We start from the raw sequence: 26,781 nt of genomic DNA, 5'->3' as shown, positions 1-26,781 counted from the left end.
TCAACCCTGCGGCGACGCGGCGCATACTGGCGCCGCGTCCGCCCATCCACTCGGGACCCGGTAATGGCCTCAGTGGTTGTCCCGCGGCACTCCGGAGGTCTGCGCGACCTTCTGGAACTTCACCGCGCCCTTCAGCACCATACCCTGGTCGAGTTGCTCGACCTGATCGCGGTAGATCTCCTGCCAGGGCGTCTGCGTCGCCGGGTAGGGATAACCGCCGCGCGCCGCCAGATCCGCGCGCCGGCGGGCGAGTTCCTCGGCCGGGAGCAGGATGTCGGCGCTCCGGCGGTTGAGGTCGACGCGGATGCGGTCACCGGACTGCAGCAGGGCCAGTCCGCCGCCCGCCGCCGCCTCGGGTGAGGCGTTCAAGATCGCGGGCGTGCCGGAGGTGCCGGATTGCCGGCCGTCTCCGATGCAGGGCAGGGAGGTCACGCCGCGCCGGATCAGGGCGCCGGGCGGCTGCATGTTCACCACCTCGGCGGCGCCAGGATAGCCGATCGGACCGGCCCCACGCATGATCAGGATGGTGTTCTCGTCGATGTCGAGCGTCGGGTCGTCGATCCGCACGTGGTAGTCCTCCGGCCCGTCGAACACGATCACGCGGCCCTCGAACGCCATCGGGTCGTTCGGATTGCGCAGGTAGCGCGCGGCGAACTCCTCGGAGATCACGCAGGTCTTCATGATCGCCGAGTCGAACAGGCTTCCCTTGAGGTTCAGGAAGCCCGCGCGCTCCATCAGCGGCTCGCCGTAGGCGCGGATCACGTCGCGGTTCCAGCTGTGCCGCCCGCGGTAGTTCTCGCCCACGGTGCGGCCGTTGCAGGTCAGCGCGCCCTCGTGGACCTTCCCGGCCTCGATGAGCTCGGCGAAGACCGCCGGGAGGCCCCCCGCGCGAAAATACTCCTCGCCGAGCCAGCGGCCGGCGGGCTGCATGTCCACCAACAGAGGGATCTCGAACCCGACCCGCTCCCAGTCATCGCAGCTCAGCGGCACGCCGATATGCTTGGCGATGGCGTTGATGTGGATCGGCGCGTTGGTCGACCCGCCGATGGCGGCATTGGCCACGATGGCGTTCTCGAAGGCCTCGCGGGTGAGGATGTCGGAAGGCTTCAGGTCTTCCCAGACCATCTCGACGATCCGCTGCCCGGTGGCGTAGGCGGCCTGGCCGCGCTCGCGGTAGGGCGCCGGGATCGCGGCCGAGCCGGGGAGGGCGAATCCCAGCGCCTCGGCGAGGGCGTTCATCGTCGAGGCCGTGCCCATCGTGTTGCAATGGCCCGTCGACGGCGCCGACGACCCGACGATGTCCATGAATTGCTGGAAATCGATGTCGCCCGCCGCGTGCCGCTCGCGCGCCTTCCAGACGATCGTGCCCGAGCCGGTCAGCTCCTTGTGGAAGTAACCGTTGAGCATCGGCCCGACGTTCAGCGAGATCGCCGGGATGTTGACCGTGGCCGCCGCCATCAGGCAGGCCGGCATGGTCTTGTCGCAACCGGTCAGCAGCACGACGCCGTCGAGCGGGTAGCCGTACAGCACCTCCACCAGGGACAGGTAGGCGAGGTTCCGGTCGAGCGACGCGGTCGGCCGCTTCCCCGTCTCCTGGATCGGGTGGCACGGGAACTCGAAGGCGACGCCGCCGGCCGCCGTGATCCCCTCCCGCACCCGCTTGGCGAGCTCGACGTGGTGGCGGTTACAGGGCGACAGGTCGGACCCTGTCTGGGCGATGCCGATCAGGGGCTTGCCCGAGCGCAGCTCCTCCGGCGTCAGCCCGTAATTGAGGTAGCGCTCCAGGTAGAGGGCGGTCATGCCCGGGTTGTGCGGGTTGTCGAACCAGGCCTTCGAGCGCAGGTCGGCGGGCGTGATCCGGCGTTTGTCGCTCATGGTCGCTTCCTCGCATCCTGTGGCCGGCGCTGGCGGTCCGGCTCCTGTCTTCCGCTGCCGCCGCGGGCACCGCGACCTCGGTCGCGGCGCCATGGGCTCGATCTTGCAATACTCCGGCGGGTAATCAGCCGCAGCATCTCCGGCTCTGGATTGATTTCAGGACAGCATCCGCGTGTCACCGTCGATGGAAATGGCCTGACCCGAGATCGTCCGGCCGCGCGGCGAGCAGAGCAGCAGGATCTGGTCGGCGAGCTGCCGCGCCGTGACGTATTCCTTCACCGACACGAACGAGAACGCCCGCGCCTCCATGTCGGCGAAGCTCGTGCCCTGCTGCTGGGCCTTCGATTCGAGAACCCGGCGCTGGCGATCCCCGGCGACCAGACCCGGCAGGATCGCGTTCACCCGGATCCCCGCGCCGCCGAGCTCGATCGCCAGCGACTTGGTGAAGCCGATCACGCCCCACTTGGCGGCGGCGTAGGGACTGCGCAGGGCGAAGCCGAACTTGCCGGCGGCCGAGGAGAGGTTGACGATCGAGGCATTGGCGCTCTGGCGCAGGTGCGGCACCGCCAGCCGCGCGCAGTTGAACTGGCTGGTCAGGCAGACCGTCAGGCAGCGGTCCCACTCCTCGGGGGCGATCTCCTCGACACGGCCGGTCGGGCCGGCGATCCCGGCATTGTTGACCAGAACGTCGAGGCCGCCGAGGAACTCGACCGCCTGGTCCATCATCGCGGCGACCGCGGCGCGGTCGGCGACGTCGGTGCGGCTGCGCCCGACTGTGTCCGGCAGCGCGGCCAGGGCCTCCGTGTCGATATCGCAGGCGAAGACGCGCGCGCCTTCGTCCAAGAAGGCGTCGACGATCTCACGACCGATTCCGGCACCGCCCGCCGTCACCAGGACGCGCAAGCCGGCAATCCCCAGATCCATGATCAGTCCTCTCTCTGAACGTCCCGCAATCCGCCGCGGGTCAAGATGAACTCCGCGGCTTCCCGGATGTCGGCCGCGATCGCGGTCGCGGCCGCCGCACCGTCCCGATTCTCGACGGCCGCCACGGCCTCGGCGTGGCGCCGGAGCGCGAAGCCTTGGAGCAGGCGCTCCGGATGGGCGCGCAGATCCAGGTTGATCACCGGACCCGCCTTCAGCCAGAGCCGGGCGATGATCTCCTGAAGCGGCCCGAGCCCGCAGGCGCCGTAGATCGCGAAATGCAGGTCGCGGTTGAGCTGAACGGCGCGCGCCCTGTCGGGCTCCACCGCCTCGGCCTCCGCCCGGAAGGCCGCCTCGGCGCGCCGGATCACAGCGAGCTCGCCGGCCGTCCGCCGCTCGGCGGCCCGAGCCACCGCGATGCCCTCGACCGCGATGCGGGTCTCGACCAGGGCCCGGAAGGCGGCCGCGCCCATGACCGGCACGCGGATCACCCGATTCGGCGCCACTTCCAGCACGCCGTCCGCCGCGAGGCGGCTCACCGCCTCGCGCACCGGCATCACCGAGACGCCGAGGGCCGCCGCGCTCTGGCGCAGGGACAGCCGGTCGCCCGGCGCCAGCCGCCCCGAGGCGAGGAGGTCCGACAGGGCCTCGTAGACGGTGTCGGACAGCGTCCGACGCTCGAGTTGGGGCAGTTCGGCCAGGGCCAGGGTGGAATTCATGTGCCGACACTAGACGGATCCGGCACTATCGCGCTAGTGATCTGTGATCACAGTTCGGGTGAGGGCCGCCAGAGCCCGCCGCAAAAACCCGGCTGGAGGACACGCACGGGAGCGGAACGATGACGGACCGGTACGGGGATTCCCTTTCTCGCCGCAGCCTTCTGCGCGCCGGCGGCGCGGCGCTCCTCGCGCCGGCCCTCGCGAGCCCGGCGCTGTCTCAGGGCCAATCCGACGTCATCCGCATCGGCCACCTGACGCCGCGCACCGGCTTCCTGGGACCGCTCGGTGAGTTCGCCGTGCAGGCGGCCCAGCTCGCGGTGGAGGAGATCAACGCCGCCGGCGGCATCGCGGGCCGGAAGGTCGAACTGCTCTCGGAGGACAGCGTCAATCCGCAGACCGCCTCGGCCAAGGCCGAGCGCATGGTCCAGCGTGACCGCGTCGCCTGCCTCGTCGGCGAGATCAACTCCGCTTCGGCGCTGGCGATCAGCCAGGTGGCCCAGCGCGAGAAGATCCTGTTCATCAACACCGGCGCCAACTCGGACGCGCTGCGCGGCTCCGACTGCAAGCGCTTCATGTTCCACGTGGAATCGCAGAACACCATGATGGTGCGCGCCTGCGGCCGCGCGCTCCTCGACCGGGGGCTGATCAAGGGCCGGAAGGTCTACGCGCTCACCGCTGACTACGCCTTCGGCCACGACCTCCTGAAGCAGGCGAAGAAGTACTTCGCGGCCCACGACGCCACCCTCGTCGGCGAGGATCTGATCCCCACCGAACTCACCGACTTCTCGCCGTTCCTGCTGAAGCTCCGTCAGGCCAAACCGGACCTCGTGATCTGCAACCTCGCGGGCGCGCAGATCACCAACTTCCTCAAGCAGTTCAGCGAGTTCGGCCTGCCGTTCCCGGTCGCGGGCTTCGGCTTCGACACCGCGCTCGCCTGGGGCGCCGGGCCCGGAAACTTCCTCGGCACGTGGCCGGTGATCTGGCATCACCAGATCGACTCGCCCTCGGCCAAGAAATTCGTGGCCGCCTTCAAGGCCAAGTACAAGAAGCCGCCGGAGAACCAGGGCTGGGGCGACTACACGGCGATGAAGATCGTCGCCCAGTCGATGAACGAGCTGAAATCGACCGAGTCGATCAAGGTCGTGGAGCATCTCGAATCGGGCGCGAAGTTCGACATCGCCAAGGTCCGCGAGGGCTATTTCCGCCCCTGGGACCACGAGCTGATGCAGGAGATGTTCGCGATCACGGCCCTGCCGGCCGATCAGGTCAAGAACCCCTACGACATCTTCACCTCCACCGGTCCGCTGCCGGGACCGGGCGAGAGCCTGGAAGTGCTCGCCACGACCCGCGACGAGAACGCCTGCACCTTCCCGGCGTGAGGCGTCCATGCAGCTCGTCTTCATCCTGGAGCAGGTGCTCAACGGCCTGCTGATCGGCGTGCAGTACCTGCTGATCGCGCTCGGCCTGTCGCTGATCTTCAGCCTCGGCGGGATCGTGAACCTCGCCCACGGCGCGTTCTACGCCATCGGCGCCTACCTGACCGTGCTGCTGACGCCGACGATCGGCTTCGGCGGCGCCCTGGTCGCGTCGCCGTTGGTCGTCGGCGTGCTCGGCCTGCTGATCGAGCGCTTCCTGCTGCGGCGCTTCTACCGCGGCGACCCGACGCTCGGCCTGCTCCTCACCTTCGGGCTCGCCATGGTGGCCGAGCAGGCCCTGCGGATGGCGTTCGGGGCGGCACCGGTGCCGTTCGGGATCCCGCTGTGGCTGCGCGGGCAGGTCTTCATCGGCGACCTGATCTACTCGCGCTACCGGCTCTCGATCCTCGTCGTGGCGCTCGCCTGCGTCGCCGGCCTGTGGCTGCTCCTGACCCGCACCAGCTTCGGGCGCGTGGTCCGGGCGGGCGTGCAGAACCCCGACATGGTCGCGGCGCTGGGCATCTCGCTCCGTCCGTACATGACCGCGGTCGTGACCATCGCGGTCGGGCTCGCGGCGCTCGCCGGGACCATGATGGCCCCGGTCACCGGCGTCCATCCCGCCATGGGCGCCGAGATCCTGACCTTCGCCTTCGTGGTGGTGGTGATCGGCGGCCTCGGCTCGTTCTGGGGGGTGGTGCTCGCCGCCCTGATCGTCGGCGTGGTCCGGGGCCTCACCGCCTACGCCTACCCGCCGGCCACCGAGGCCGCCGTCTACGGCCTCATGGTGCTGGTCCTGCTGCTGCGCCCGCGCGGCCTGTTCGGCGAGCACATCGCCCGGTTCGAGTGAGCGGAGAGCGTCCCATGTCCGGAACCGCCGAGCCGCTGCCGCTCGCCCTGCCGCAGCGCGGCCTGATCCTGCGCGAGAGCCGCCAGCTCTGGGCGGCACTCGCCGCCTTGATCGTCCTGCCCTTCGCCCTCGACGCGATCGGCCTGACCCTGATCACCGCCACCGACGTGGTGATCTTCGCCCTCGCGGTGCTGGGCCTCAACATCCTGGTCGGCTGGACCGGGCTGACCTCGTTCGGGCACGGGGCCTGGTTCGGGATCGGCGCCTACGCGGTGGCGATCCTCCAGACCCGGCTGTTCCCCGGCGACATGGCGCTGCCGCTGCTGGGGGCGCTGGCGATCACCGGGCTGGCCGCCCTCGTGGCCGGCGGCCTGATCCTGCGGCGGCGCGGGGTCTACTTCTCGCTCCTGACGCTCGCCTTCACGGCGATGCTCTACGCCATCGCGTTCCGCTGGACGGACCTCACCGGCGGCGAGAACGGCATCGGCAACCTGCACCGCTGGGCGGCGCTGCAGGAGCCCGGCGCCTACTACGCTGCCGTCTCTGGCATCGCCTTCGTGGTGCTGTTCGGGCTCTGGCGCTTCCGCCGCTCGCCGATGGGGTCCGTCCTGGTGGCGATCCGCGAGAACGAGCAGCGCGCCGGCTTTCTCGGCTACGCCACCAACCGCTACAAGCTCGCGGCCTTCGTGATCTCGGCAACGATCACCGGCCTCGCCGGGGCGCTCTCGGCCTACAGCCACCGCTTCACCTCGGCCGACCCGATCTCCATCGCCTTCTCGGGCGAGCTGCTCGCCATGGTGGTGATCGGCGGGATGCGCTCGTTCCTCGGGCCGGCGCTCGGCGCCCTGTTCTACATCCTGTTCCGCGAGTTCCTGTCGATCTACACGGCCGACTGGCTGCTGTATTTCGGCCTGCTGTTCGTCGCCTTCATCGTGTTCTCGCCGGACGGGCTCGTCGGCATCGCGGCGCGGCTCCTGAAGCCGTTCCGGCGCGTGCCTGCCGAGGGCGCGGCCATGTCGGCCCGCCGCGCCGGCGCCTCGGGCCGCGTCCCGGCCCGGTTCATCGCGGAGGGCCGCACCGACGGGCCGGTGCTGGTCGCCGACGACATCAAGAAGCACTTCGGCCCCGTCGCGGCGGTGCGCGGCGTGTCGTTCGCGGTGGCCGACCGGACGCTCCACGCCCTGATCGGCCCGAACGGCGCCGGCAAGACCACGGCCTTCAACCTGCTCTCCGGCATGTTCAGGCCGAGCGCGGGCAGCATCCGCCTCGACGGCCACGAGATCGCCGGGCTGGAGCCGCACGCGATCACCCGGGCCGGTCTCGGCCGCTCGTTCCAGATCACCAACCTGTTCCCCGGCCTTTCGGTAGAGGAGAACGTCCGCCTCGCCGTCCAGGCGCGGCACAAGGCGCATTTCAGCCCCTGGCGGGACGCGCTGGCGATCCGCGAGATCGCCGACGACACGGCCGAGCTGCTGCGCTGGACCGGCCTGTCCGGCATCGAGCGGGCGGAGGCCGGCAGCCTGTCCTACGGCGGCCAGCGCCTGCTCGACATGGGTCTGGCACTGGCCACGCGGCCCCGAGTCCTGCTCCTCGACGAGCCGCTCGCCGGGCTCGCGGCGGCCGAGCGCGAGCGGGTCGGCGACCTGATCAAGGCGCTCTCGGCCGACATCCCGGTGCTGCTGGTCGAGCACGACATCGACCGCGTGTTCCGCCTCGCCGACCGCGTCACCGTGATGGCCGACGGCGCCGTGCTGGTCGACGGCTCGGTGGCGGATGCGCGCGACGACGCGCGCGTGCAGGCCGTCTATCTCGGCTCGGGCACGGCCGCGATCGCCGCGAAGCCGCGCGCCAGCGCGGCCGAGGCCGAGACGCTGCTGGCCATGGAGGGCGTCGACACCTTCTATGGCAAGTCGCACATCCTCAACGGCGTGAACCTCGCGGTGCGCCGGGGCGAGGTCGTGGCCCTGCTCGGCCGAAACGGCGCCGGCAAGTCGACGCTGCTCAAGACGCTGATCGGCACCGCGCCGCCGGCCGCCGGCCGCATCGTGCTCGGCGGCAAGGACATCGCCGGCCTGTCGCCGGACCGGATCGCCCGGCTCGGCATCGGCTACGTGCCGCAGGGCCGGGCGCTGTTCGCCGGGATGAGCGTCGCCGAGAATCTCGGCCTCGGTCGGCTTCGGCGGCTCACCGGCGCCGGGATCCACTGGGACGAGGACAGGGTGCTGGAGTTCTTCCCCCGGCTGAAGGAGCGCTGGACCGTGGACGCCGCGCGCCTGTCCGGGGGCGAGCAGCAGATGGTGGCTGTGGCCCGCGCGCTCTCGGGGGACACGCGGCTCCTCCTCCTCGACGAGCCCTTCGAGGGCCTGTCGCCGGCCGTGACCGAGGAGCTGTTCGAGGCCTTCGACCGCCTGCGCCGCGAGATCGCGATCATCCTGGTGGACCATCACCTCGACCTCGCCCTCGCGCTCTCAGACCGCACCGTCGCGCTTGAGCGCGGCAGCGTGCAGTGGACCGGTGAATCGCGCCTGCTGCGCGAGGATCAGGAGTTGCGGCGGAAGGTGCTGTGGCTGTGACCGGGTATCCCCGTCGCACCCGGCGCGTTCGACCGGCCCACCTCAGGAAGAGGACGAAAATCGGATCGTCCGGTCAGCACATGAGGATCCAGCCATGACCGAGTCCGTCGCGATCGTCGGCGCCGGCCTGATCGGCCGGGCCTGGGCGATGATCTTCGCCCGCGCCGGGTGGGGCGTGCGCCTGTTCGATGCCGCCGCAGGCGTCGCCGAGGCCGCGGTGCCGCTCTGCGCCGAGGGCCTGCGGACCCTCGCGGCCAACGGCCTCTGCCCCGACCCGGAAGGTGCCGCGCGCCGCATCCGCGCCGCCGGGAACCTCGCCGACGCCCTCGACGGGGTCGCGTTCGTGCAGGAGAACGGCCCGGAGCGACTCGACGTGAAGCAGAGCCTGTTCGCCGAGCTCGACGCTCTGGCGCCGCCGGACGCGGTGATCGCCTCCTCGTCGTCGGCGATCCGCTGCTCGCTGTTCACCGAGGGCCTGCCCGGCCGTTCGCGCTGCCTGATCGGCCATCCGGTCAACCCGCCGCACCTGATCCCGCTGGTCGAGATTTCCGGTGCGCCGTGGACGGACGCCGCGGTGCTGGACCGCGCCCGGATCACGTACGAAGCGATCGGCCAGGTGCCGATCACCGTGCTGAAGGAGATCGAGGGCTTCATCCTCAATCGACTCCAGGGCGCTCTCCTGGCGGAAGCGTTCCGCCTCGCCTCGGAGGGCTACGTGACCCCGCAGGATCTCGATAAGACCGTCTCGGACGGGTTGGGCCTGCGCTGGAGCTTCATGGGACCGTTCGAGACCATCGAGCTGAACGCACCCGGCGGTATCGCCGATTACTGCGCGCGCTATACCGGCTTCTACAAGAACCTCGCCGCCGATCCGGCACCGCCGAGCGTTTACGAGGCGCCGGCCACCGAGGCGATCCTGGCGAACTGGCAGGCGCCCGCCGACCTCCCCGCCCGCATGAACCGCCGCGACGCGCGGCTCGCGGCCCTCCGGGCCCACAAGGCTTCACAGAAGGACTGAGCATGGCCTCACAGCGGAAAGTCATCATTACCTGCGCGGTGACGGGCGCGATCCATACGCCCAGCATGTCGCCGCACCTGCCGGTGACGCCCGAGGAGATCGCCGACGCCGCCATCGGCGCCGCCGAGGCGGGCGCGGCCATCGTGCACCTGCACGCCCGCAACCCGGAGAACGGCCAGCCCGACCAGACGCCCGAGGCTTTCGCCAAGTTCCTGCCGGTGATCAAGCAGCGCTCGAACTGCGTGGTGAACATCACCACCGGCGGCGCGCCGACCATGTCGATCGAGGAGCGCGTCCGTCCGGCCGCGACCTTCCAGCCTGAAGTCGCCTCGCTGAATCTCGGCTCGATGAATTTCGGCCTGTTCGGCATGCTCGACCGCTTCAAGGACCTGAAGCATCAGTGGGAGCGGGACTATCTCGGCAACAAGGACATCATCTTTCGCAACACGTTCGGTCAGATCGAGCATATCCTGACGACCTGCGGACCGAACGGGACGAAGTTCGAGTTCGAGTGCTACGACACCGCGCATCTCTACAATCTCAAATACTTCTTCGACCGCGGCCTCGTGCAGGCGCCGCTGTTCATCCAGACGGTGTTCGGTCTCCAGGGCGGCATCGGCGCGCATCCGGACGACGTGATGCACATGAAGCGCACCGCGGACCGGCTGTTCGGTGATCAGTACCGCTGGTCGGTGCTGGGGGCGGGCCGCAACCAGATGAACATCGCCGCCATGGCGGCCGCGATGGGCGGCAACGTCCGGGTCGGTCTGGAGGACAGCCTCTGGGACGGGCCGGGCAAGCTCGCCGAGACCAACGCCGCGCAGGTCCGCCGCGTCCGCTCGATCATCGAGGGACTGGGCCTTGCCGTCGCTTCACCCGATGAGGCGCGCGAGATCCTGGCGCTGAAGGGCGGCGACAAGGTCGCGTTCTGAGGGCGTCCGCGTGACCGTTCCGTCTCTGCGAGCGGAGCGAAGCAATCCAGGGCAGCGGGACGATGGTGAGCGTGGCGCGGCTGGATTGCTTCGCTGCGCTCGCGAAGACGTCGGGAATTGATCAGGGCGGTCCGAACACCCGGTCCAGATCCGCCTGCGCGACGCCGTCGATCTCCAGGATCTTCAGACGGCTCTGGTCGCCGGTGACGATGCGGACCGATCCGCGGCTGACCTTCAGCGCCTTGGCGATCACGACCACGAGCGCCGCGTTCGCGGCCCCGTCCACCGGCGGGGCCGTGACCCGGGCCTTCAGGTAGGATTGGCCCTTCGCGTCGCGGGCCCAACCCTCCGCGGCGTCGCGGCCGCCGCGCGGCGTGAGGCGCACCGCCAGCCGGATCGCCACCGCAGGAATCTCAGAAGATCTTGCCGGGGTTCAGGCGGTTATCCGGGTCGAGCGCCCGCTTGACCAGCCGCATGACCGCGATCTCCTCGGGAGAGCGCGACAGCTTCAGCTTGGCCCGCTTCTCGAGGCCGATCCCGTGTTCCGCCGAGACGGATCCGTTCAGCGCCGCCAGGGGCTCGTAGATCGCCGCATCGATGGCCGCGTTGCCAGCGGCGTCGAGGCGGGTCGTGTTCCAGTGCAGGTTGTTGTCGCCGATATGCCCGTAGACCACGGCCCGGCAGCCCGGGATCGCGGCCAGCCGGTCGAGCGCCCCGCGGACGTAGCCGTCCATCTTAGCCAGGGGCACACTGACATCGAAGGCGCGCTCGATCCCGTCGGCGTTGAGGTGCTCCACGCGGTCGCGGATGCGCCACATGCCCCGGCGCTGCTCCTCCGAGGAGGCGATCGCCGCGTCGAGGATCGTGCCCTCGCCCATCAGGCCTTCGAGCAGGCCGAGGAAGCGGTCGGACTCCTCGGAGACGCACTCGACCTCGATGATCGCGTAGAACGGGTAATCGTGGCCAAGCGGCGGCGTCGCGCGCCCCGGCGCCGTCATCAGCCGGTAGAAGTCGGGCCACAGCCCCTCGAAGGAGGAGACGCGCCCCTGAAAGGCGCTCTGGGCCGCCCGCAGTACCCGAGCCCCGTCGTCCACGCCCGGACAGGCGATCAGCGCGGTCGCGTAGCCCGCCGGTTCCGGGCGCAGCCGCAGCACCGCCCGCGTGACGATGCCCATCGTGCCCTCGGTGCCGACGAAGAGCTGCTTCAGGTCGAGGCCAGTGTTGTTCTTGATCAGCGGGCGCATGGACGACACCACCGTGCCGTCGGCGAGCACCGCTTCCAGGCCCAGCACCATCTCGCGCATCATGCCGTAGCGCAGCACCCGCAGGCCGCCGGCATTGGTGGAGATCGCGCCGCCGATCGTCGCCGAGCCGCGGGCGCCGAGGTCGAGGGGGAAGAACAGGCCGCTCGACGCGGCGGCATCCTGCACGCTCTCGATGGTGGCGCCGGTGCCGACCACCACCGTCATGCCCAATGGGTCAACCGGCTCGATCCCGGTCATGCGCTCGGTCGAGAGCGTGATCTCGTCGGGGGCGCAGAGCGTGCCGTCGACGAGTCCGGTGGCGCCGCCCCGCGGCACCACGGAAACGCCCGCCGCGTGGCAGACCGCCAGGACCGCGCTGGTCTCGGCGGTGTCGCGCGGACGGACCAGCGCGAGGGCCGCGCAGGGCTCGGCCGGCCGCGTCCAGTTGGCCGAGCGTCCGCGCAGCTCGTCGCCGGTGACGAGGCCGGACGATCCGACGATCGCGGCGAGGCGGTCGAGGAGGCGGGCGTCGGTCATCGGCATCATCTCGGCGGGCTCGGGCTTGGTCTGGGGCGGCACGGCGGCCGACGCTCTGTCACAGAAGCCCGCGGGCGGCGAGATTGCGCATCAGCGCGCGGGCGCCGAACGTCCAGGGCTCGCAGGCGTCGCAGGGGCGCATGCGGTTGACCAGGCTGCCGAGTTCCGGGCTCGCCACCGCGACCCGGTCGCCCTCGGCGTGGGTGAAGCCGAGGCCCGGCCCGTGCCGGTCCTGGATCGGCGCGAACATCGTGCCGAGGAGGAGGAGGGCGCCGTCCGGGTAATTGTGCGTCCGCCCCATCAGCGCCTCGGCCAGCTCCTCCGGGTCGCGACTGATCTCGGACAGCGGCGAGGTTCCCTCCAGCCGGAACCCGTCCGTGCCGACGACCTCCAGGGTGACGGTGGTGCGGCGCACGTCGTCGAGCCCGAACGAGTCGTCGAACAGCCGCAGGAACGGCCCGAGGGCGCAGGAGGCGTTGTTGTCCTTGGCCTTCCCGAGGAGCAGCGCCGACCGGCCCTCGAAGTCGCGCAGGTTCACGTCGTTGGCGAGCGTCGCGCCGACGATCCGTTGATCGGAGGTGACCGCCAGCGCCACCTCGGGCTCCGGGTTGTTCCAGTGCGAGTCCGGGTGCAGGCCCGCATCCGCGCCGCAGCCCACGGCCGAGAGCGGCTGCGCCTTGGTGAAGATCTCGGCGTCCGGGCCGATTCCGACCTCCAGGTACTGGCTCCAGGCGCCCTGCGCGACCAGCACCTCCTTGAGGGCCATGGCCTCGGGCGAGCCGGGCTTGAGCCGGCGCAGGTCGCGGCCAACCAAGCGCTCGACCTCGGCGCGGATCGCCGCCGCGGCGGCGAGATCGCCCCGGGCGCGCTCCTCGATCACCCGCTCCAGCATGGACGTGGCGAAGGTCACGCCCGCGGCCTTCAGGGCCTGCAGGTCGACCGGCGCCAGGAGCCACGGCCGGTTGACGTCGCGCCCGTCGGGCGCGGTGTTGGCCAGGATCGCGTCGAGGCTGCCGAGGTCCTCGCCCTCGGCACCGCGCAGGGCGGCAGCGGGATCCCGGGCCTCGCACAGGTCGCTCACCGTGGGGAAGGCGGCGGTGACGTCGACGATTCGGGCCGCGCCGCCCGCGTCGGCGCGGATCGCCACGACGCTGGGACCAGCCACGTCCGGCCGCCACACCCGGCCCGCGAGGGTGCCCCGGCATCCGTCGGCGGGCAGGATCTCCCGCGCGGTCAGGCCCGATAACGACATGTGCTCACGTCCCCTGGATGTCGGCCCCTGAGATGTCCGCGCGCGACGGGCCCGGTTCCGGCACCGCGGCCGGCGCGCGATCCCATAGCATCCCGGGAGGTCCGTCATCCCGCCGAAAGTTTCACAGGGCCCCGCTCGTCACGGGCGCCGGGCGGGTCCGCCTGACAGATCCAAGTTTATCTGTAGCTTTGCCGGGACCCCCGCTTGCTTTCCCCCGGCCTCTCCTTTGTACTGCTGACTTAGAGCCGCCGATAGAGCGGCCTTGATCGGGAGGAAGCATGGCCTCGGTGGGAATCCGCGAGGTTCGCAAGGCTTTCGGATCGACGAATGTCCTGCACGGCGTGTCGGTGGATATCCGGGACGGTGAATTCGTGATCCTGGTCGGCCCGTCGGGCTGCGGGAAATCAACGCTCCTGCGGATGATCGCCGGGCTCGAAAACATCTCCGGCGGCGAGATCCGCATCGGCGAGCGCGTGGTGAACGATGTGCCGCCTAAGGAGCGGGACATCGCCATGGTGTTCCAGAACTACGCCCTCTATCCACATCTCACGGTCCGCGAGAACATGGCGTTCTCGATGCGGATCCGGAAGGCGCCCGCCTCGGAGATCGATCTCCGGGTCAACAAGGCCGCGCAGATCCTCGGACTGAGCCAGTTGCTGGACCGCTACCCGCGCCAGCTCTCGGGCGGCCAGCGCCAGCGCGTCGCCATGGGCCGGGCGATCGTGCGGGACCCGCAGGTGTTCCTGTTCGACGAGCCGCTCTCCAACCTCGACGCCAAGCTGCGCGTGGCGATGCGCACCGAGATCAAGGAGCTGCACCAGCGCCTGAAGACGACGACCATCTACGTTACCCACGACCAGATCGAGGCCATGACCATGGCCGACCGGATCGTGGTGATGCACGACGGGGTCGTGGAGCAGATCGGGCCGCCCCTCGAACTCTACGACCGGCCCGACAACCTGTTCGTCGCGGGCTTCATCGGCTCGCCGGCCATGAACTTCGTGCCCGGCCAGGTCCGGGCGAACGGGCGGCTCAGCTTCGTCACCGAGACCGGCATGACGATCCCGCTGGCCGACGCGCCCTCCGGCGTCGAGGGGCGCCCGCTCATTCTGGGCGTCCGGCCCGAGCATTTCGACCTCGCGCCCGACGGGATCACCGCGGAGGTCGTCGTCGTGGAGCCGACCGGCTCCGAGACGATGCTGGCGGTCCGGGCCGGCGGCCAGGATCTCACCTGCGTGCTGCGCGAGCGCGTGCGCGAGCGGCCCGGCGAGACCGTCGCCCTGCGGCCGAACCGCGTGCACTTCTTCGACGCCGGGACCGGCCGTCGCCTGCCGAACTGACCCGCGTCGGATCCGGCGCGGGGTGGGGCGCGCGGCGCCCTCAGAATCAGGATCACCGAGGGAGAAGAAACGATGTCCGTTCTCGATCGCCGGTCCCTCCTCGCGGGCGCCGCCGCGACCGGCCTCGCCGCCGGCAGCGACCTCCTCGGCTTCGCCAAGGCCTGGGCGCAGAGCGCGGAGTGGAAGCCCGAGCCGGGGGCGAGCCTGTCGCTCCTGCGCTGGAAGCGCTTCGTGCCGGCCGAGGACGAGGCCTTCATGAGGCTGGTCGACGCCTTCACCAAGGCGACGGGCGTCAAGGTCACGGTGACCAACGAGTCCTTCGACGACATCCAGCCCAAGGCGTCCGTCGCCGCCAATACGGGCCAAGGGCCCGACATGGTATGGGGCCTGTTCTCGTTCCCGGCGCTCTTCCCCGACAAGTGCCTGCCGCTCGAGGACGTGGCGGACTCCCTCGGCAAGAAGTACGGCCCCTGGTTCCCGTCAGCCGAGGCCTACGGCAAGGTCAAGGGCAAGTGGATCGCGATCCCCGTGGCGTTCAACGGCGGCTATCCGAACTACCGCATCTCGGCGATGAAGAAGGCCGGGTTCGACAAGTTCCCGACCGACACCGCGGGTTTCCTCGAACTCTGCCGCGGCCTGAAGAAGAACAACACGCCCGCAGGTTTCGCCCTCGGCCACGCCACCGGCGACGGCAACACGTGGTGCCACTGGGCGCTCTGGTCCCACGGCGGCAACCTCGTGGACGCCAACGAGAAGATCGTCATCAACTCGCCCGAGACCGCCAAGGCGCTCGAGTACGTCAAGTCTCTGTACGAGACCTTCGTGCCCGGCACGGTGTCGTGGAACGACTCGTCGAACAACAAGGCGTTCCTGGCCGGCGACCTGTACCTGACCAACAACGGCATCTCGATCTACGCAGCGGCCAAGAAGGACAACCCGAAGCTCGCCGAGGACATGGACCACGCGGTCTGGCCGATCGGCCCGGTCGGCAAGCCCACCGAGTTCCAGCTCGCCTTCCCGATCCTGGCCTTCAAGTACTCGAAGGCGCCGAACGCCTGTAAAGCCTTCATCGCCTTCATGATGGAGGCGGCGAACTACAATCCCTGGCTGGAGGCGGCGCAGGGCTACCTCTGCGAGCCCCTGTCGAACTATCCGAAGAACCCGATCTGGACGAGCGACCCGAAGAACGCGGTCTTCGCCGAGGCGGGACGGCGCTCCCTGGCGGCGGGCGGCCTCGCGCCGGTGAGCGAGCGGATCGCCGCCGTGCTGGCCGACTTCGTGATCGTCGACATGTTCGCCAGCCACTGCACCGGCCGCGAGGACGTGAAGGGCGCCATCAAGAACGCCGAGCGCGCCGCGACCCGCATCTTCCGGAACACCTGACCGCACCCGCCGGAGGCGAGACCATGGCGCACACGGCCCTGACGCAGCCCGCCCCGGCCGCAATCCCGACCCGCTCGGCCTGGCAGCGCGTGCGCGCGAGCCGGGGCTGGGCGGGGTTCTGGTTCATGCTGCCGACGGCGCTGATCCTCGGCCTGTTCCTGGCCTACCCGCTCCTGAAGGGCATCTGGCTGTCCTTCACCAACGCGCGGATCGGCCGCGAGGGCGTCTTCGTCGGTCTCGAGAACTACGAGTGGCTCTGGGACGACGACGTCTTCTGGCTCTCGGTGTTCAACACCTGCCTCTACACGGCGGTGGCGTCCGTGGTGAAGTTCGGGGTCGGTCTCTACCTCGCGTTGCTGCTCAACAAGAACATGCCGTTCAAGTCGATCATCCGGTCGATCGTGCTGATCCCGTTCGTGGTCCCGACCGTGCTGTCGGCCATCGCCTTCTGGTGGATCTTCGACAGCCAGTTCTCGATCATCTCCTGGTCGCTGCGCCATCTCGGGGTGATCAACGGCAACATCGACTTCCTCGGCGAGCCGGCCATGGCCCGGGCCTGCGTGATCTTCGCCAACATCTGGCGGGGCGTGCCGTTCATCGCGATCACGCTGCTCGCCGGGCTCCAGACGGTCTCGCCCTCGCTGTACGAGGCCGCGACGCTGGACGGCGCCTCGAACTGGCAGATCTTCTCGCGGATCACCCTGCCGCTTCTGACCCCGATCATCGCGGTGGTGATGACGTTCTCCGTGCTGTTCACCTTCACCGACTTCCAGCTGATCTGGGCCATGACGCGCGGCGGCCCGGTGAACGCCACGCACCTGATGGCCACCCTGTCGTACCAGCGGGGCATCCTCTCGGGGACGCTCGGCGAGGGCGCGGCCATCGCCACCGCCATGGTGCCGTTCCTGCTCGCGGCCATCGGCATCTCGTGGTTCGGCCTGCAGCGCAGGGCCTGGCAATCCGGGGGGAACGACCGATGAGCGCGCCCGCACCGCCGGCACACGCCGACCCGCGCCTTGCCCCGGTGATCGCGGCCCAGCCGGCCGGGCTCACCGACAACTCGGAGGGGATGGCCTATCTCGAGCGCCTGCCCCGGCGGCTCGTGACGACCTACCTGCCGCTCCTCCTCATCCTCGCCGTGCTGCTGTTCCCGTTCTACTGGATGGCGCTCACGGCCATCAAACCGGACGAGCAGTTGATCGACATGGAGCGGTTCAACCCGTTCTGGGTCGTGGATCCGACACTCAAGCACATCAACAAACTGCTCTTCGAGACGCAGTACCCGCGCTGGCTCTGGAACACGATGTACGTGTCGGTGGCGGCGACGGTGCTGTCGCTGTTCGCGAGCGTGCTCGCCGCCTATGCCTGCGTCCGCGTGCGCTACCGCGGCGCCGGCTGGGTCGGGGCGGCGATCTTCCTCGCCTACCTCGTGCCGCCCTCGATCCTGTTCATCCCGCTCGCCACGATCATCCAGGCCTACGGCCTGTTCGACTCGCCGATCGCCCTCATCCTCGCCTATCCGACGATCCTGATCCCGTTCTCGACGTGGCTCCTGATGGGCTACTTCAAGACCATCCCCTACGAGCTGGAGGAATGCGCGCTGATGGACGGCGCCAGCCGGTGGCAGATCCTCACCAAGATCATCCTGCCGCTCGCCTTCCCGGGGCTGATCTCCGCGGGGATCTTCTCGCTGACGCTGTGCTGGAACGAGTTCATCTACGCGCTGACCTTCCTGTCGTCGACGCAGAACAAGACGGTGCCCATCGCCGTGGTGAGCGAGTTCGTGGACGGCGACGTCTACAAGTGGGGCTCGCTGATGGCCGGCGCGCTGCTGGGCTCGCTGCCGCTGGTGATCCTGTACTCGTTCTTCGTCGAGTACTACGTCTCCGCGCTCACCGGCGCCGTCAAGGAGTGACGGCGGCCGGTCCGCTCAGGCCGTCAACGCGGGCGCCGCGGCGGAGCCGTTGCGTGTGCGGCCGGATTGCGCGGAGAATGCGCGCGGATCCGCCGGCGCGGAATCGCGGACTGGCCCCATCGAAGGTCACGCCATGGCCCACTTCATCGACGCCCGCTCCACCCTGGTCAACGACGCCGTCGACGGCCTCGTCGCCGCGAGCGGCGGGCGTCTGGCGCGGCTCGACGGCGACCCGGACATCCGCGTCGTCCTCCGCGCGACTCCGGATCCCGCGAAGGTCGCGGTCGTCTCCGGCGGCGGCTCCGGGCACGAGCCGGCCCATGCCGGCTTCGTCGGGTCGGGCCTGCTGAGCGCCGCTGTCTGCGGCGACGTCTTCGCCTCGCCGAGCGTCGACGCGGTGCTGGCCGGGATCCTGGCGGTGACGGGGCCGGCGGGGTGCCTGCTCGTCATCAAGAACTACGCGGGCGACCGGTTGAATTTCGGTCTCGCCGCCGAGCGCGCCCGGGCACTGGGCCACAGGGTCGAGACCGTGATCGTCTCGGACGACATCGCCCTTCCGGACGCCAAGCAGCCCCGCGGCGTCGCCGGAACGCTGTTCGTCCACAAGGTGGCGGGCCACGCCGCGGAGGCCGGGGAACCGCTGGAGACCGTGGCGGCGCTCGCCCGCCGGGCGGCCGAGGCGGCGAAGTCGCTCGGCATCGCGGTCTCGACCTGCACGATCCCCGGCTCGCCGCGCAGCGAGCGGCTGGCGGAGGGACAGGCCGAGCTCGGACTCGGCATCCACGGCGAGCCCGGCGCGGAGCGCATCACCCTGCCGACGGCCAGCGACCTCGCCCGCATGATGGCCGAGCGTCTCGCGCGGGCCGTCCCGGGCGAGACCGGGCTGGCGCTGCTCGTGAACAATCTCGGCTCCGCCTCCGCCCTGGAGATGCAGGTCCTCACCAGGGCCGTGCTCGCCACCGACCTGGGGCGGCGCGTGCGCCTGCTGCTCGGTCCCGCGCCGCTGATGACGGCGCTCGACATGCACGGCGCCTCGCTGTCGGTCCTGCCGCTCGACGACGCGCTGGAGCGCGCCCTGTCGGAGCCCGTGTCGGTCCCGGCCTGGCCCGCGGCCGTCCGGGTCGCGCCGCCGATCCTGCGGCCGATGCCCGATGGGCTCGCGGGCGAGGCTTTCACCCCGTCGCACGACGCCGTCACCGCCGCCCGGATCCGGGCCGTCGCCGAGGCCCTCATCGGGGCCGAGGATGCCCTGAACGGCCTCGATGCCAAGGTCGGGGACGGCGATGCCGGCACGACCTTCGCGGGCGCCGCGCGCGCTGTCCAGGCCGATCTCGACCGGCTGCCGCAGGCGGAACCCGCGGCCCTGTGCCGGGCCCTGGCCGAGCGGATCGGGCGCGCGGTGGGCGGGTCGAGCGGCGTGCTCGGCTCGATCTTCTTCGCCGCGACGGCCTCGGCCCTCGCCGACGGCGCCGCCTGGCCCGAGGCCCTCGGGGAGGGCGTGGCGCGCGTGCAGGGCTACGGCGGCGCCCGGGCCGGCGACCGCACCCTGCTCGACGCCCTGATCCCCGCCGTCGCCGCCTTGAAGGGCGGCGACCTCGCCGCCGCCGCGGTCGCCGCCCGGACCGGTGCCGAGGCCACGGCCGGCATGGATCGCGCCGGCGCGGGCCGCTCCAGCTACCTGGCGGCCGGTGACCTCGCCGGCGTCCAGGATCCCGGCGCCGCCGGCGTCGCTGCGGCCTTCACGGCTCTGGCCGGGGCGTAGGAGCCGGACGCCGCGCGTCGTCCCGCGGCGTCCGTTGACGCTCCGCTCAGCGAGGCCTACCCCATCCCCATGCGCACCTGCCTGATCCTCGACGATTACCAGCAGGCGGCCCTCGCGCTCGCGGACTGGGCGCGCCTCTCCGACCACGTCGCCGTCTCCGCGATCGCGAAGCACATCCCGAACCCCGACGACCTCGTGGCGCGGATCGCGCAGGCCGAGATCCTCGTGATCATGCGGGAGCGGACGCCGTTCCCGGCAACGCTGCTCGACCGCTTGCCCAGGCTCGAGCTGCTCGTCACAAGCGGCATGCGCAACCTCGCCATCGACCTCGCGGCGGCCCGGGCGCGCGACGTCGTCGTCTGCGGCACCGATTCGAGCCCGACGCCGCCGACGGAGCTGACCTGGGCGTTGATCCTAGGGCTGGCCCGTCACGTCGCCCCGGAGAGCCTGACCCTGCGCGCGGGCGGCCCTTGGCAGAGCACGATCGGCACCGACCTCGCGGGCGCGACGCTCGGCGTTCTCGGCCTCGGGAAGATCGGGACGCGGGTGGCCGAGATCGGTCGCGCCTTCGGCATGCGGGTGATCGCCTGGAGCCCGAACCTCGACGACGCCCGCGCCGCCGCCGCCGGGGTGGAGCGGGCGGCCTCGAAGGAGGCCCTACTGGAGGCGAGCGACGTCGTCACGATCCACCTCGTGCTGGGCGACCGGACCCGCGGTCTCCTCGGCGCGGCCGAGTTGCGCCGCATGCGCCGCGACGCCTTTCTGGTGAACACGTCGCGCGCGCCGATCGTCGACCAGTCCGCGCTGGTCCAGGCGCTGGAGGAGGGCTGGATCGCCGGCGCGGGTCTCGACGTGTTCGAGACCGAGCCGCTGCCGGCCGACAGCCCGTTCCGCCGCCTGCCGAACGTGCTGGCGCTGCCGCATCTCGGCTACGTGTCGCGCAGCAACTACCGGACGTTCTTCACCCAGGCGGTGGAGGACATCGAGGCCTGGCTCGCCGGCGCGCCGATCCGGCAGCTCGGCTGAGATCGCGGACCTCGCGGACGCGGCGTCAGTCCCCGCGGGGATCCAGCGCGTCCGCGAGGCCGTCGCCGATGAGGTTGAGCGCCACCAGGGTCGCGATCAGGAAGGCGGCCGGGGCCGCGAGCAGGTGGGGCGCCGCCTCGATGGAGCGGGCACCCTCGGCGATCAGGACACCCCAGCTGGTCTGCGGCTCCTGGACGCCGAGCCCGAGGAACGACAGGAAGCTCTCCAGCAGGATCACCTGCGGCACCAGCAGCGTGGCGGTCACCGCCACCGGGCCGAGGGTGTTCGGCACGATGTGCCGGAGGATGATGCGGGGTGTCCCGAGACCGAGCGCCCGCGCGGCGCGGACGAAGTCGCGCTCGCGCAGCGAGAGGGTCACGGCGCGCACGACCCGCGCCATGTCGAGCCATTCCACCGCGGCGATCGCCACCAGCATGAGCACAAGGCTCGGGCGAAAGAACACCAGCAAAAGGATCACGAAGAATACGAAGGGCAGGGCGTAGAGCACGTCGACGCCGCGCATCATGACGGCGTCGACGGCGCCCCCGACGAAGCCCGCCGTCGCCCCGTAGGCGACGCCGATCAGCAGGGCGACCAGGCTGGCCGCGAGCCCGATCGCCAGTGAGATCCGGCCGGCGACAAGGCAGCGGGTCAGCAGGTCGCGACCCTGGATGTCAGTACCGAGGGGGAAGTGGAGGTGCCGGACCGGCACCGCCACGACGAGGCCGCGACCGCCGTCACGCTCGTCCAGGACGACAGGCGTTCCGAACAGGGCCGAGCGCGGCAGGTAGACGAGGCTGCGTCGGTCAACGCCCGCGTCGGACCCGAGGGTGAGCCGCAACGTGTCGCCGTCGCGCTCGACGGCGTCGAGCCGCGCGCGCATGCGGAAGGCCAGACGCTCGAGCGCCGGCTGGAGACGCGCGGCGTCGGGCTGCGCGGTGAGGCCGGCCGGGAGCTGGCGCAGGTCCGGATAGGCGCGCTCGGGGTCGTGGCCGGTGAGGCCCGGGCCGATCAGGCAGGCGAGGGCGACCAGGATCAGCACGGCGAGTGCCACCACGGCGGTGCGCTCCCGCGCGAACCGGCGGACAGCGCGCCGGGCCGGTCCAGGCGCCGCCGCGGTCGCGGTCACGCCGCCACCCGGAGGCGCGGGTCCAGCCACGCGCAGGCGAGGTCGGCGGCGAGGTTGAGCAGGATCACCAGCCCGGCGACGAGCAGGACCGTGCCCATCACCAGCGTGTAGTCGCGGTTGAGGGCACCCTCCACGAAGTACCGGCCGATCCCCGGCAGCCCGAAGATCGTCTCGACCACCACCGAGCCGGTGAGCAGGGCCGCCGCGAGCGGTCCGAGATAGGCGACCACCGGCAGCAGCGCCCCCCGCAGGGCGTGCCGGGTGACGCGGGCCGGCGGCAGGCCGAGGCTGCGCATGGTGCGGATCGGCTGCGTCCGCAGGGACTCGGCGAGCGAGGTCCGGGTCAGCCGGGCCAGGGCGCCGACCTGCGGCAGGGCCAGCGTCACCACCGGCAGGACCAGATGGCTCGGGGCGCCGTCGTTCCAGCCGCCGAGCGGCAGCCAGCGCAGGGTCAGGCCGAAGGCGATCTGGAGCAGGGGCGCGACGACGAAGCTCGGCAGCGAGAGCGTGAGGGCGGCCCCGACGCCGAGGAGCCGGTCGACGAACCCGCCGCGCCGGAGCGCCGCCGCGATCCCGAGGCCGACGCCGAGCGCGGTGGCCAGCGCGAGAGCGAGGGCGCCGAGCGTCGCTGAGATTGGCAGGCCCCGGGCGATCAGGCCGAGGACGCTCTGGTCGCGGAACGAGAAGGACGGACCGAGGTCGCCCCGTGCCAGCGCCGCGAGGTAGCTGCCGAACTGCGCGATCAGCGGCCGGTCGAGGCCGTAGACCCGGCGCAGGTTCTCCATGGCGGCGGGCGCCAGCGGCCGCTCCAGGTCGAACGGGCCGCCCGGGGCGAGCCGCATCAGGAAGAAGCTGACGGTCACCACGGCGAGCAGCGTCGGCACCGCCTGGAGGAGGCGGCGCAGGATGAAGCGGATCACGCGTCGAGCCTCATGAAGCGGGTCGGCGCGGCGTTGCGCAGGTTCGGGTGGTAGCCGTGCAGCCGCGGCGCGATCAGCGCCTTGGAGCGGTAGTGCATCAGCGGGATCCAGGGCAGCTCGCGCAGGGCGATCGCCTCCGCGTCGTAGAGCAGGCCGGCCCGGCGGGTCAGGTCGCGCTCGGTGGCGGCCCGCGCCATCAGGGCGTCGTAGGCGGCGTCCGACCAGTGGCCGGCGTTCATGCCGTCGTTCCCGCTCTGGAGCAGGAACAGGAAGTTCTGCGGATCGGAATAGTCGGCGATCCAGCTGTAGCGGGCGACGTCGAAGTCGCCGCCGTCGCGCAGGTAGGCGAAATGCGTCTTCGCGTCCGTGTAGACGAAGCGCGTCACGATCCCGAGGTCGCGCCACATCTCGCCGGTCGCCACCGCGACGGTGCGGTTGTTGTCGCTGATGTTGAACCGGTACTCCACCGTGAGCGGCCGGTCCGGGCCGAACCCCGCCTCCGCGAGCAGCCGGCGCGCCTCCGCCTCGTGGTCGATCGGCAGGCCGAGGCGCCCCTCGGTCTCGGGGGGCGTCCGGTAATGGTCGAGGCCGGGCGGGCACAGGGAGTAGGCCGGGCTCATGGTGCCGCCGTTGAGGCCGTCGGCGAGGTACTCGCGGTCGATGACGAGCGACAGCGCCTGGCGGACGCGCCGGTCCGAGAACGGCGCCTTACGGGTGTTCACCACCAGCGCCGCGAGCCCCAGCGACGGGCCGAGCACCACCTGCGGCCCGAAGCGGCGGCGCAGGTCGGCGATCTGGTCGACGGGCAAATCGGAGAGCGAGTCGATCTCGCCGGCGGCGTAGCGGCGCACCGACGCGGCGATGTCGGGCGTCGGCAGGAAGGCGACGCGCCGGATCGCGAGGCTCGCCGCGTCCGGATGGTGGGGGTTGGCCTCCAGCGTGATGGCGCCGCCCGGCACCCGGTCGGCGAGCCGGTAGGGCCCGTTGGTCACGAGGTTGCCCGGCCGCGTGAAGCTGTCGCCGTAGCGCTCGACCGAGGCCCGGTGGACCGGCAGGGCGGTCTGGTGGGTCAGGAGTTCCAGGATGTAGGGCGTGGGCTGTTCCAGGGTGATCGCGAGCCGGAGCGGCGCCTCGGCGGCGACGCCGAGGGCGTCGGCCGGCCGCTCGCCGCGGTTCACGGCGGCGGCGCTCCGGATCGGGAACAGGATCTCGGCGTACTTCGCCGCCGTGGCCGGGTCGAGCATCCGGCGGAACGCGTAGACGAAGTCTTCCGCGGTGACCGGCTCGCCGTTCGACCAGCGGCCGTCGGGGCGCAGGTCGAAATGCAGGCTCACACCGTCCTCGGAGACCGACCAGGCGCGCGCCGCGCCCGGGATGATCGCGCCCCGGTTGTCGTAGGTGAGCAGCCCGTCGCAGAGGTCGCGCAGGATGTGCGCCTCCGCGACCGTGGACGAGCGGTGCGGGTCCAGGGTCTCGGGATCTGCGTCGTTGCCGCGCCGGTAGAGCGCGTCGGCCGCGCGGGCGGGCCGCACGGCCGCGAGGGCGATCGCGCCGGCCAGCCAGTCGCGCCGCCGCGGGCGCACGGTCAGGCGCCGGTGTCCGGCTTCAGGCCGGCAGCCTCGATCCCGGCCACCGCGCAGATCTCGTCGTTGTCGGAGGTGTCGCCGGAGATGCCGACCGCGCCGAGGAGGCGCCCCTCGCCGGAGCGGATCAGCACGCCGCCCGGCACCGGCACGAGGGCGTCCGGGCCGGCGAGGTGGGTGACGGCGGCGACGAAGTAGGGCTGCTGCTCCGCCCGCGCGTGGATCGCCCGGGAGCCGAGGCCCAGCGCCAGGGCGCCGTTGGCCTTGCCGCTCGCGATCTCGGCCCGGCGCAGGGACGTGCCGTCCTCGACCGCGACCGCCTTGAGGGCGCCGCGGGCATCGTAGACGACGACGGCCAGGGGCTTGAGGGTGCGCGCCCGCGCCTCCCGCAGGGCGGTGTCGACGACGGTGCGGGCGGCCTCGAGGGTCAGGTCGATCATCGGATTCCAACACGGACGCCGCTCCGGGCGGCCGCGTAAGTCTTACGGACCGGCGCGCACCGGGTCCACCGAGGCGCGTCGCTGCGGCGTTCGATCCGGTGGGTCCCGCCACCGCGCTTCCTAGTTTCGCGGTGGACCGCGCGCCAGGCCCCGGCCCGCCGAACGAGGATCGTCCATGGCATCGGCCGAACGCCCCTACGTGATCTGTCACATGACCTCGTCGGTCGACGGCCGGATCAAGGTCCGGCGCTGGAAGACGCTGGACGCCGACAGCCACTACGAGCGCGTCCACGGGGCGCTGAGCGGCGATGCCTGGATGTGCGGGCGCGTCACCATGCAGGGCTACGCCGACAGCGCCGATCCGCTGCCGGAGCCGATCGCGGACGACGGCGTGCCGGTGCCGCGGGAGGACCACGTCGCCCGCCGCGACGCGCCCGGCTACGCCGTGGCCCTCGACGCGCGGGGACGCCTGGATTGGGGCGCGCGCGACGCGATCGAGGGCGACCACGTCGTGGTGGTGCTCACCGAATCCGTGCCGGATTCGCACCTGCGCGCTCTGCGGGCCGGCGGCCAATCCTACCTGTTCGCGGGCGACCGAGCGGTCGACTTCCCCCTGGCGGCAGCGAAGCTGCGCGCCCTGTTTGGGATCGAGCGGCTTCTCGTCGAGGGCGGCGGCCACATCAACGGCTCGATGCTGAAGGCCGGCCTCATCGACGAGCTGAGCCTGCTCCTCGTGCCGGCGGTCGATGGCCTCAGCGGAACGCCGGCGGTGTTCGACTTCGCCGGCGAGGAGGCGGACACCATGGGCAGCCGCCGCAAGCTCGACCTGATGACCCTCGAGCGCCTGTCCGACGGTGTCGTGTGGCTGCGCTACCGGATCACGCCGGTCGAGCCGCCGGCAGGCGGATGATGCCTGCCAGGAACGCGTCGTAGCCGGCCGCGACCGCCTCCGGCTGCTCGAAATGGGGGAACGCGCCGGTCGGCAAGGTGTCGACGCGCCAGTTGGCTCGGTCGGCGACCCGCGGCACCAGCCGGTAGTCGACGAAGTCGCCGCGCACGCCGTGCACCATCCAGACCGGGAGGCGCAGGCGTTCGTACAGGCGCGTCGCGTCGGTGGGGAACAGGTGGCCGGCGATGAAGCAGAAGGGGGCGTGCTCGGCGCCGGCCTGGTGGGCCGATGCGTAATCGTAGGCGAGCAGCCCCTCGTCGATGTCGGACGTGCCGAAGGTCTTCTCCAGGAAGAACCGCATGCTCGGCCGCGTCACCAGGGCGTCGAAGAGCGGCCGCCCCAGAGGGGGGCGGTCGAGGACCCGGCGCAACCAGTCGCGGCCGCGGTGACCGTCCGGCGGGCCTTCCCCGGAGAGCCGGGCGTCAAACCCGGTCGGGCTGATCAGCGCGAGGCTGCGATAGGCGTCGGACCGCTCCAGGCTCGCCCGCGCCAGAAACGAGCACGAGAGCGACAGGGCGAGGGCGTCGATCGCCCAGCCGCCGTGTCGGCTCCGGATTTCGTCGACCGCCGCGTGGATCGCCTCCACCATCAGGCGCGGCGTGTAGCGGCGGCGCGAGCGCTCCGAGAAGCCGAAGCCCGGCAAGTCCAGGGCGTAGACCGGCCGCGTGCCGCGGTATCGCAGGTACAGCGGCCGGACCTCGTAGGCATTGGCCGCGGCGTTGATCGAGTGGATCAGCAGGAGCGGGACGCCCTCGGCCTCGGTCGACCCGTAGAGCGAGAGCGCGCCGGCGCGGCGGGTCCGGAGCCGCTCGTGCCGGCCCGGCAGGGCGGGCGGAAGGGTCATGCGCCGGTTCACCGCGAGCGCGCTCCAGCCGACCAGGGCCGCCGCCGAGCCGACGAGCGTCAGGGCCGCCGCGGTCGCGGTGCGACCGGCGCGATGGCGGGACACGGAACTCATCGGAACACCTCGACGTCCATCCCGCGGCGGCGGGCCGTGCGCG

23 protein-coding genes are annotated in these 26,781 nt (G+C 71.3%); 12 read left to right on the top strand and 11 right to left on the bottom strand.

The annotated features are described in order from the left end of the window. Positions 1-69: 69 nt before the first annotated feature. The 3 genes from LOK46_RS15700 to LOK46_RS15690 form a co-directional block, all read right to left on the bottom strand. The gene (locus LOK46_RS15700; protein WP_273558585.1) at positions 70-1,875 is read right to left on the bottom strand and encodes an IlvD/Edd family dehydratase; all 1,806 of its coding nucleotides are present in this window, start codon (positions 1,873-1,875) and stop codon (positions 70-72) included. A gap of 156 nt (positions 1,876-2,031) precedes the next feature. Further along, positions 2,032-2,799, bottom strand: a complete 768-nt coding sequence (locus tag LOK46_RS15695) for an SDR family oxidoreductase (RefSeq protein ID WP_273558583.1) — start codon at positions 2,797-2,799, stop codon at positions 2,032-2,034. Positions 2,800-2,801: 2 nt separating this feature from the next. Beyond that, positions 2,802-3,515 carry a GntR family transcriptional regulator gene (locus tag LOK46_RS15690; RefSeq protein WP_273558581.1) on the bottom strand — a complete coding sequence of 238 codons (714 nt, stop codon included), beginning with the start codon at positions 3,513-3,515 and terminating at the stop codon, positions 2,802-2,804. Between the two features lie 119 nt (positions 3,516-3,634). On the opposite strand from LOK46_RS15690, the gene LOK46_RS15685 reads away from it, so the two are divergent. From LOK46_RS15685 to LOK46_RS15665, 5 genes are all read left to right on the top strand, one after another. Continuing rightward, complete coding sequence (locus LOK46_RS15685; RefSeq protein WP_273558580.1) at positions 3,635-4,894, top strand: ABC transporter substrate-binding protein; 1,260 nt, start codon at positions 3,635-3,637, stop codon at positions 4,892-4,894. A 7-nt stretch (positions 4,895-4,901) separates the two neighbouring features. Further along, positions 4,902-5,777: a branched-chain amino acid ABC transporter permease gene (locus tag LOK46_RS15680; RefSeq protein ID WP_238195021.1), complete on the top strand. Its 876-nt coding sequence runs from the start codon at positions 4,902-4,904 to the stop codon at positions 5,775-5,777. Between the two features lie 14 nt (positions 5,778-5,791). Further along, positions 5,792-8,350 (top strand): branched-chain amino acid ABC transporter ATP-binding protein/permease, encoded by a 2,559-nt coding sequence (locus tag LOK46_RS15675; protein WP_273558578.1) that lies wholly within the window; start codon positions 5,792-5,794, stop codon positions 8,348-8,350. Positions 8,351-8,444: 94 nt separating this feature from the next. Beyond that, the gene (locus LOK46_RS15670; RefSeq protein ID WP_273558577.1) at positions 8,445-9,368 is read left to right on the top strand and encodes a 3-hydroxyacyl-CoA dehydrogenase; all 924 of its coding nucleotides are present in this window, start codon (positions 8,445-8,447) and stop codon (positions 9,366-9,368) included. A gap of 2 nt (positions 9,369-9,370) precedes the next feature. Beyond that, positions 9,371-10,300 carry a 3-keto-5-aminohexanoate cleavage protein gene (locus tag LOK46_RS15665; RefSeq protein ID WP_273558576.1) on the top strand — a complete coding sequence of 310 codons (930 nt, stop codon included), beginning with the start codon at positions 9,371-9,373 and terminating at the stop codon, positions 10,298-10,300. Between the two features lie 121 nt (positions 10,301-10,421). On the opposite strand, the gene LOK46_RS15660 is transcribed toward LOK46_RS15665, so the two are convergent. The 3 genes from LOK46_RS15660 to LOK46_RS15650 are packed head-to-tail and all read right to left on the bottom strand — an operon-like array spanning position 10,422 to position 13,333. After that, entirely contained in the window at positions 10,422-10,703 is a 282-nt protein-coding gene (locus tag LOK46_RS15660) for a DUF167 family protein (RefSeq protein ID WP_273558575.1), read from the bottom strand. Positions 10,704-10,713: 10 nt separating this feature from the next. Further along, positions 10,714-12,123: an FAD-binding oxidoreductase gene (locus LOK46_RS15655; protein ID WP_273558574.1), complete on the bottom strand. Its 1,410-nt coding sequence runs from the start codon at positions 12,121-12,123 to the stop codon at positions 10,714-10,716. Positions 12,124-12,139: 16 nt separating this feature from the next. Next, entirely contained in the window at positions 12,140-13,333 is a 1,194-nt protein-coding gene (locus tag LOK46_RS15650) for a fumarylacetoacetate hydrolase family protein (protein ID WP_273558573.1), read from the bottom strand. A 278-nt stretch (positions 13,334-13,611) separates the two neighbouring features. On the opposite strand from LOK46_RS15650, the gene LOK46_RS15645 reads away from it, so the two are divergent. The 6 genes from LOK46_RS15645 to LOK46_RS15620 all read left to right on the top strand — a co-directional run bounded on the left by LOK46_RS15645 (position 13,612) and on the right by LOK46_RS15620 (position 20,759). After that, the gene (locus LOK46_RS15645) at positions 13,612-14,673 is read left to right on the top strand and encodes an ABC transporter ATP-binding protein (protein WP_273558572.1); all 1,062 of its coding nucleotides are present in this window, start codon (positions 13,612-13,614) and stop codon (positions 14,671-14,673) included. A gap of 72 nt (positions 14,674-14,745) precedes the next feature. Next, positions 14,746-16,056: an ABC transporter substrate-binding protein gene (locus LOK46_RS15640; protein WP_273558571.1), complete on the top strand. Its 1,311-nt coding sequence runs from the start codon at positions 14,746-14,748 to the stop codon at positions 16,054-16,056. A 23-nt stretch (positions 16,057-16,079) separates the two neighbouring features. Next, complete coding sequence (locus tag LOK46_RS15635) at positions 16,080-17,036, top strand: carbohydrate ABC transporter permease (protein ID WP_273558569.1); 957 nt, start codon at positions 16,080-16,082, stop codon at positions 17,034-17,036. After that, entirely contained in the window at positions 17,033-17,971 is a 939-nt protein-coding gene (locus LOK46_RS15630; protein WP_441010550.1) for a carbohydrate ABC transporter permease, read from the top strand. Before LOK46_RS15635 ends, LOK46_RS15630 begins: the two co-directional genes overlap by 4 nt. A 133-nt stretch (positions 17,972-18,104) precedes the next feature. Further along, the gene (locus LOK46_RS15625; protein ID WP_273558567.1) at positions 18,105-19,733 is read left to right on the top strand and encodes a dihydroxyacetone kinase subunit DhaK; all 1,629 of its coding nucleotides are present in this window, start codon (positions 18,105-18,107) and stop codon (positions 19,731-19,733) included. 69 nt (positions 19,734-19,802) lie between these two features. Next, a complete protein-coding gene (locus LOK46_RS15620; protein ID WP_273558565.1) occupies positions 19,803-20,759 on the top strand; it encodes a D-2-hydroxyacid dehydrogenase family protein in 957 nt (318 codons plus the stop codon). A 25-nt stretch (positions 20,760-20,784) separates the two neighbouring features. Here the strand turns inward: LOK46_RS15620 and LOK46_RS15615 are convergent, their stop codons facing one another. From LOK46_RS15615 to LOK46_RS15600, 4 genes are read right to left on the bottom strand one after another with little or no spacing between them, the layout of a single operon-like run. Beyond that, on the bottom strand, positions 20,785-21,888 hold the full coding sequence (locus LOK46_RS15615; RefSeq protein ID WP_273558563.1) for an ABC transporter permease: 1,104 nt from the start codon (positions 21,886-21,888) through the stop codon (positions 20,785-20,787). Beyond that, positions 21,885-22,808 (bottom strand): ABC transporter permease, encoded by a 924-nt coding sequence (locus LOK46_RS15610; RefSeq protein WP_273558561.1) that lies wholly within the window; start codon positions 22,806-22,808, stop codon positions 21,885-21,887. The genes LOK46_RS15615 and LOK46_RS15610 overlap by 4 nt, the downstream gene beginning before the upstream one ends. Continuing rightward, positions 22,805-24,391, bottom strand: coding sequence for a peptide ABC transporter substrate-binding protein (locus LOK46_RS15605; RefSeq protein WP_273558559.1), 1,587 nt, complete (start codon positions 24,389-24,391; stop codon positions 22,805-22,807). The genes LOK46_RS15610 and LOK46_RS15605 overlap by 4 nt, the downstream gene beginning before the upstream one ends. Positions 24,392-24,393: 2 nt before the next feature. Further along, positions 24,394-24,831 (bottom strand): GlcG/HbpS family heme-binding protein, encoded by a 438-nt coding sequence (locus LOK46_RS15600; protein WP_273558557.1) that lies wholly within the window; start codon positions 24,829-24,831, stop codon positions 24,394-24,396. 175 nt (positions 24,832-25,006) lie between these two features. On the opposite strand from LOK46_RS15600, the gene LOK46_RS15595 reads away from it, so the two are divergent. Beyond that, the gene (locus LOK46_RS15595) at positions 25,007-25,741 is read left to right on the top strand and encodes a RibD family protein (protein ID WP_273558555.1); all 735 of its coding nucleotides are present in this window, start codon (positions 25,007-25,009) and stop codon (positions 25,739-25,741) included. Here the strand turns inward: LOK46_RS15595 and LOK46_RS15590 are convergent. Next, positions 25,710-26,738 (bottom strand): alpha/beta fold hydrolase, encoded by a 1,029-nt coding sequence (locus LOK46_RS15590; RefSeq protein WP_273558553.1) that lies wholly within the window; start codon positions 26,736-26,738, stop codon positions 25,710-25,712. The two genes, LOK46_RS15595 and LOK46_RS15590, sit on opposite strands and share 32 nt — an antisense overlap. Positions 26,739-26,781 lie beyond the last annotated feature (43 nt).

Source organism: Methylobacterium sp. NMS14P, from assembly GCF_028583545.1.
GTDB lineage: Bacteria > Pseudomonadota > Alphaproteobacteria > Rhizobiales > Beijerinckiaceae > Methylobacterium.
This window is presented reverse-complemented; position numbering and strand designations above follow the sequence as displayed.

Bases quoted from the DNA above. Each gene is read 5' to 3' on its own strand.
- LOK46_RS15600 (WP_273558557.1), bottom strand. From the start codon at position 24,831: ATGATCGACCTGACCCTCGAGGCCGCCCGCACCGTCGTCGACACCGCC.
- LOK46_RS15695 (WP_273558583.1), bottom strand. From the start codon at position 2,799: ATGGATCTGGGGATTGCCGGCTTGCGCGTCCTGGTGACGGCGGGCGGT.
- LOK46_RS15625 (WP_273558567.1), top strand. From the start codon at position 18,105: ATGGCCCACTTCATCGACGCCCGCTCCACCCTGGTCAACGACGCCGTC.
- LOK46_RS15650 (WP_273558573.1), bottom strand. From the start codon at position 13,333: ATGTCGTTATCGGGCCTGACCGCGCGGGAGATCCTGCCCGCCGACGGA.
- LOK46_RS15680 (WP_238195021.1), top strand. From the start codon at position 4,902: ATGCAGCTCGTCTTCATCCTGGAGCAGGTGCTCAACGGCCTGCTGATC.
- LOK46_RS15635 (WP_273558569.1), top strand. From the start codon at position 16,080: ATGGCGCACACGGCCCTGACGCAGCCCGCCCCGGCCGCAATCCCGACC.
- LOK46_RS15640 (WP_273558571.1), top strand. From the start codon at position 14,746: ATGTCCGTTCTCGATCGCCGGTCCCTCCTCGCGGGCGCCGCCGCGACC.
- LOK46_RS15595 (WP_273558555.1), top strand. From the start codon at position 25,007: ATGGCATCGGCCGAACGCCCCTACGTGATCTGTCACATGACCTCGTCG.
- LOK46_RS15685 (WP_273558580.1), top strand. From the start codon at position 3,635: ATGACGGACCGGTACGGGGATTCCCTTTCTCGCCGCAGCCTTCTGCGC.
- LOK46_RS15690 (WP_273558581.1), bottom strand. From the start codon at position 3,515: ATGAATTCCACCCTGGCCCTGGCCGAACTGCCCCAACTCGAGCGTCGG.
- LOK46_RS15665 (WP_273558576.1), top strand. From the start codon at position 9,371: ATGGCCTCACAGCGGAAAGTCATCATTACCTGCGCGGTGACGGGCGCG.
- LOK46_RS15700 (WP_273558585.1), bottom strand. From the start codon at position 1,875: ATGAGCGACAAACGCCGGATCACGCCCGCCGACCTGCGCTCGAAGGCC.
- LOK46_RS15590 (WP_273558553.1), bottom strand. From the start codon at position 26,738: ATGAGTTCCGTGTCCCGCCATCGCGCCGGTCGCACCGCGACCGCGGCG.
- LOK46_RS15630 (WP_441010550.1), top strand. From the start codon at position 17,033: ATGAGCGCGCCCGCACCGCCGGCACACGCCGACCCGCGCCTTGCCCCG.
- LOK46_RS15670 (WP_273558577.1), top strand. From the start codon at position 8,445: ATGACCGAGTCCGTCGCGATCGTCGGCGCCGGCCTGATCGGCCGGGCC.
- LOK46_RS15675 (WP_273558578.1), top strand. From the start codon at position 5,792: ATGTCCGGAACCGCCGAGCCGCTGCCGCTCGCCCTGCCGCAGCGCGGC.
- LOK46_RS15645 (WP_273558572.1), top strand. From the start codon at position 13,612: ATGGCCTCGGTGGGAATCCGCGAGGTTCGCAAGGCTTTCGGATCGACG.
- LOK46_RS15620 (WP_273558565.1), top strand. From the start codon at position 19,803: ATGCGCACCTGCCTGATCCTCGACGATTACCAGCAGGCGGCCCTCGCG.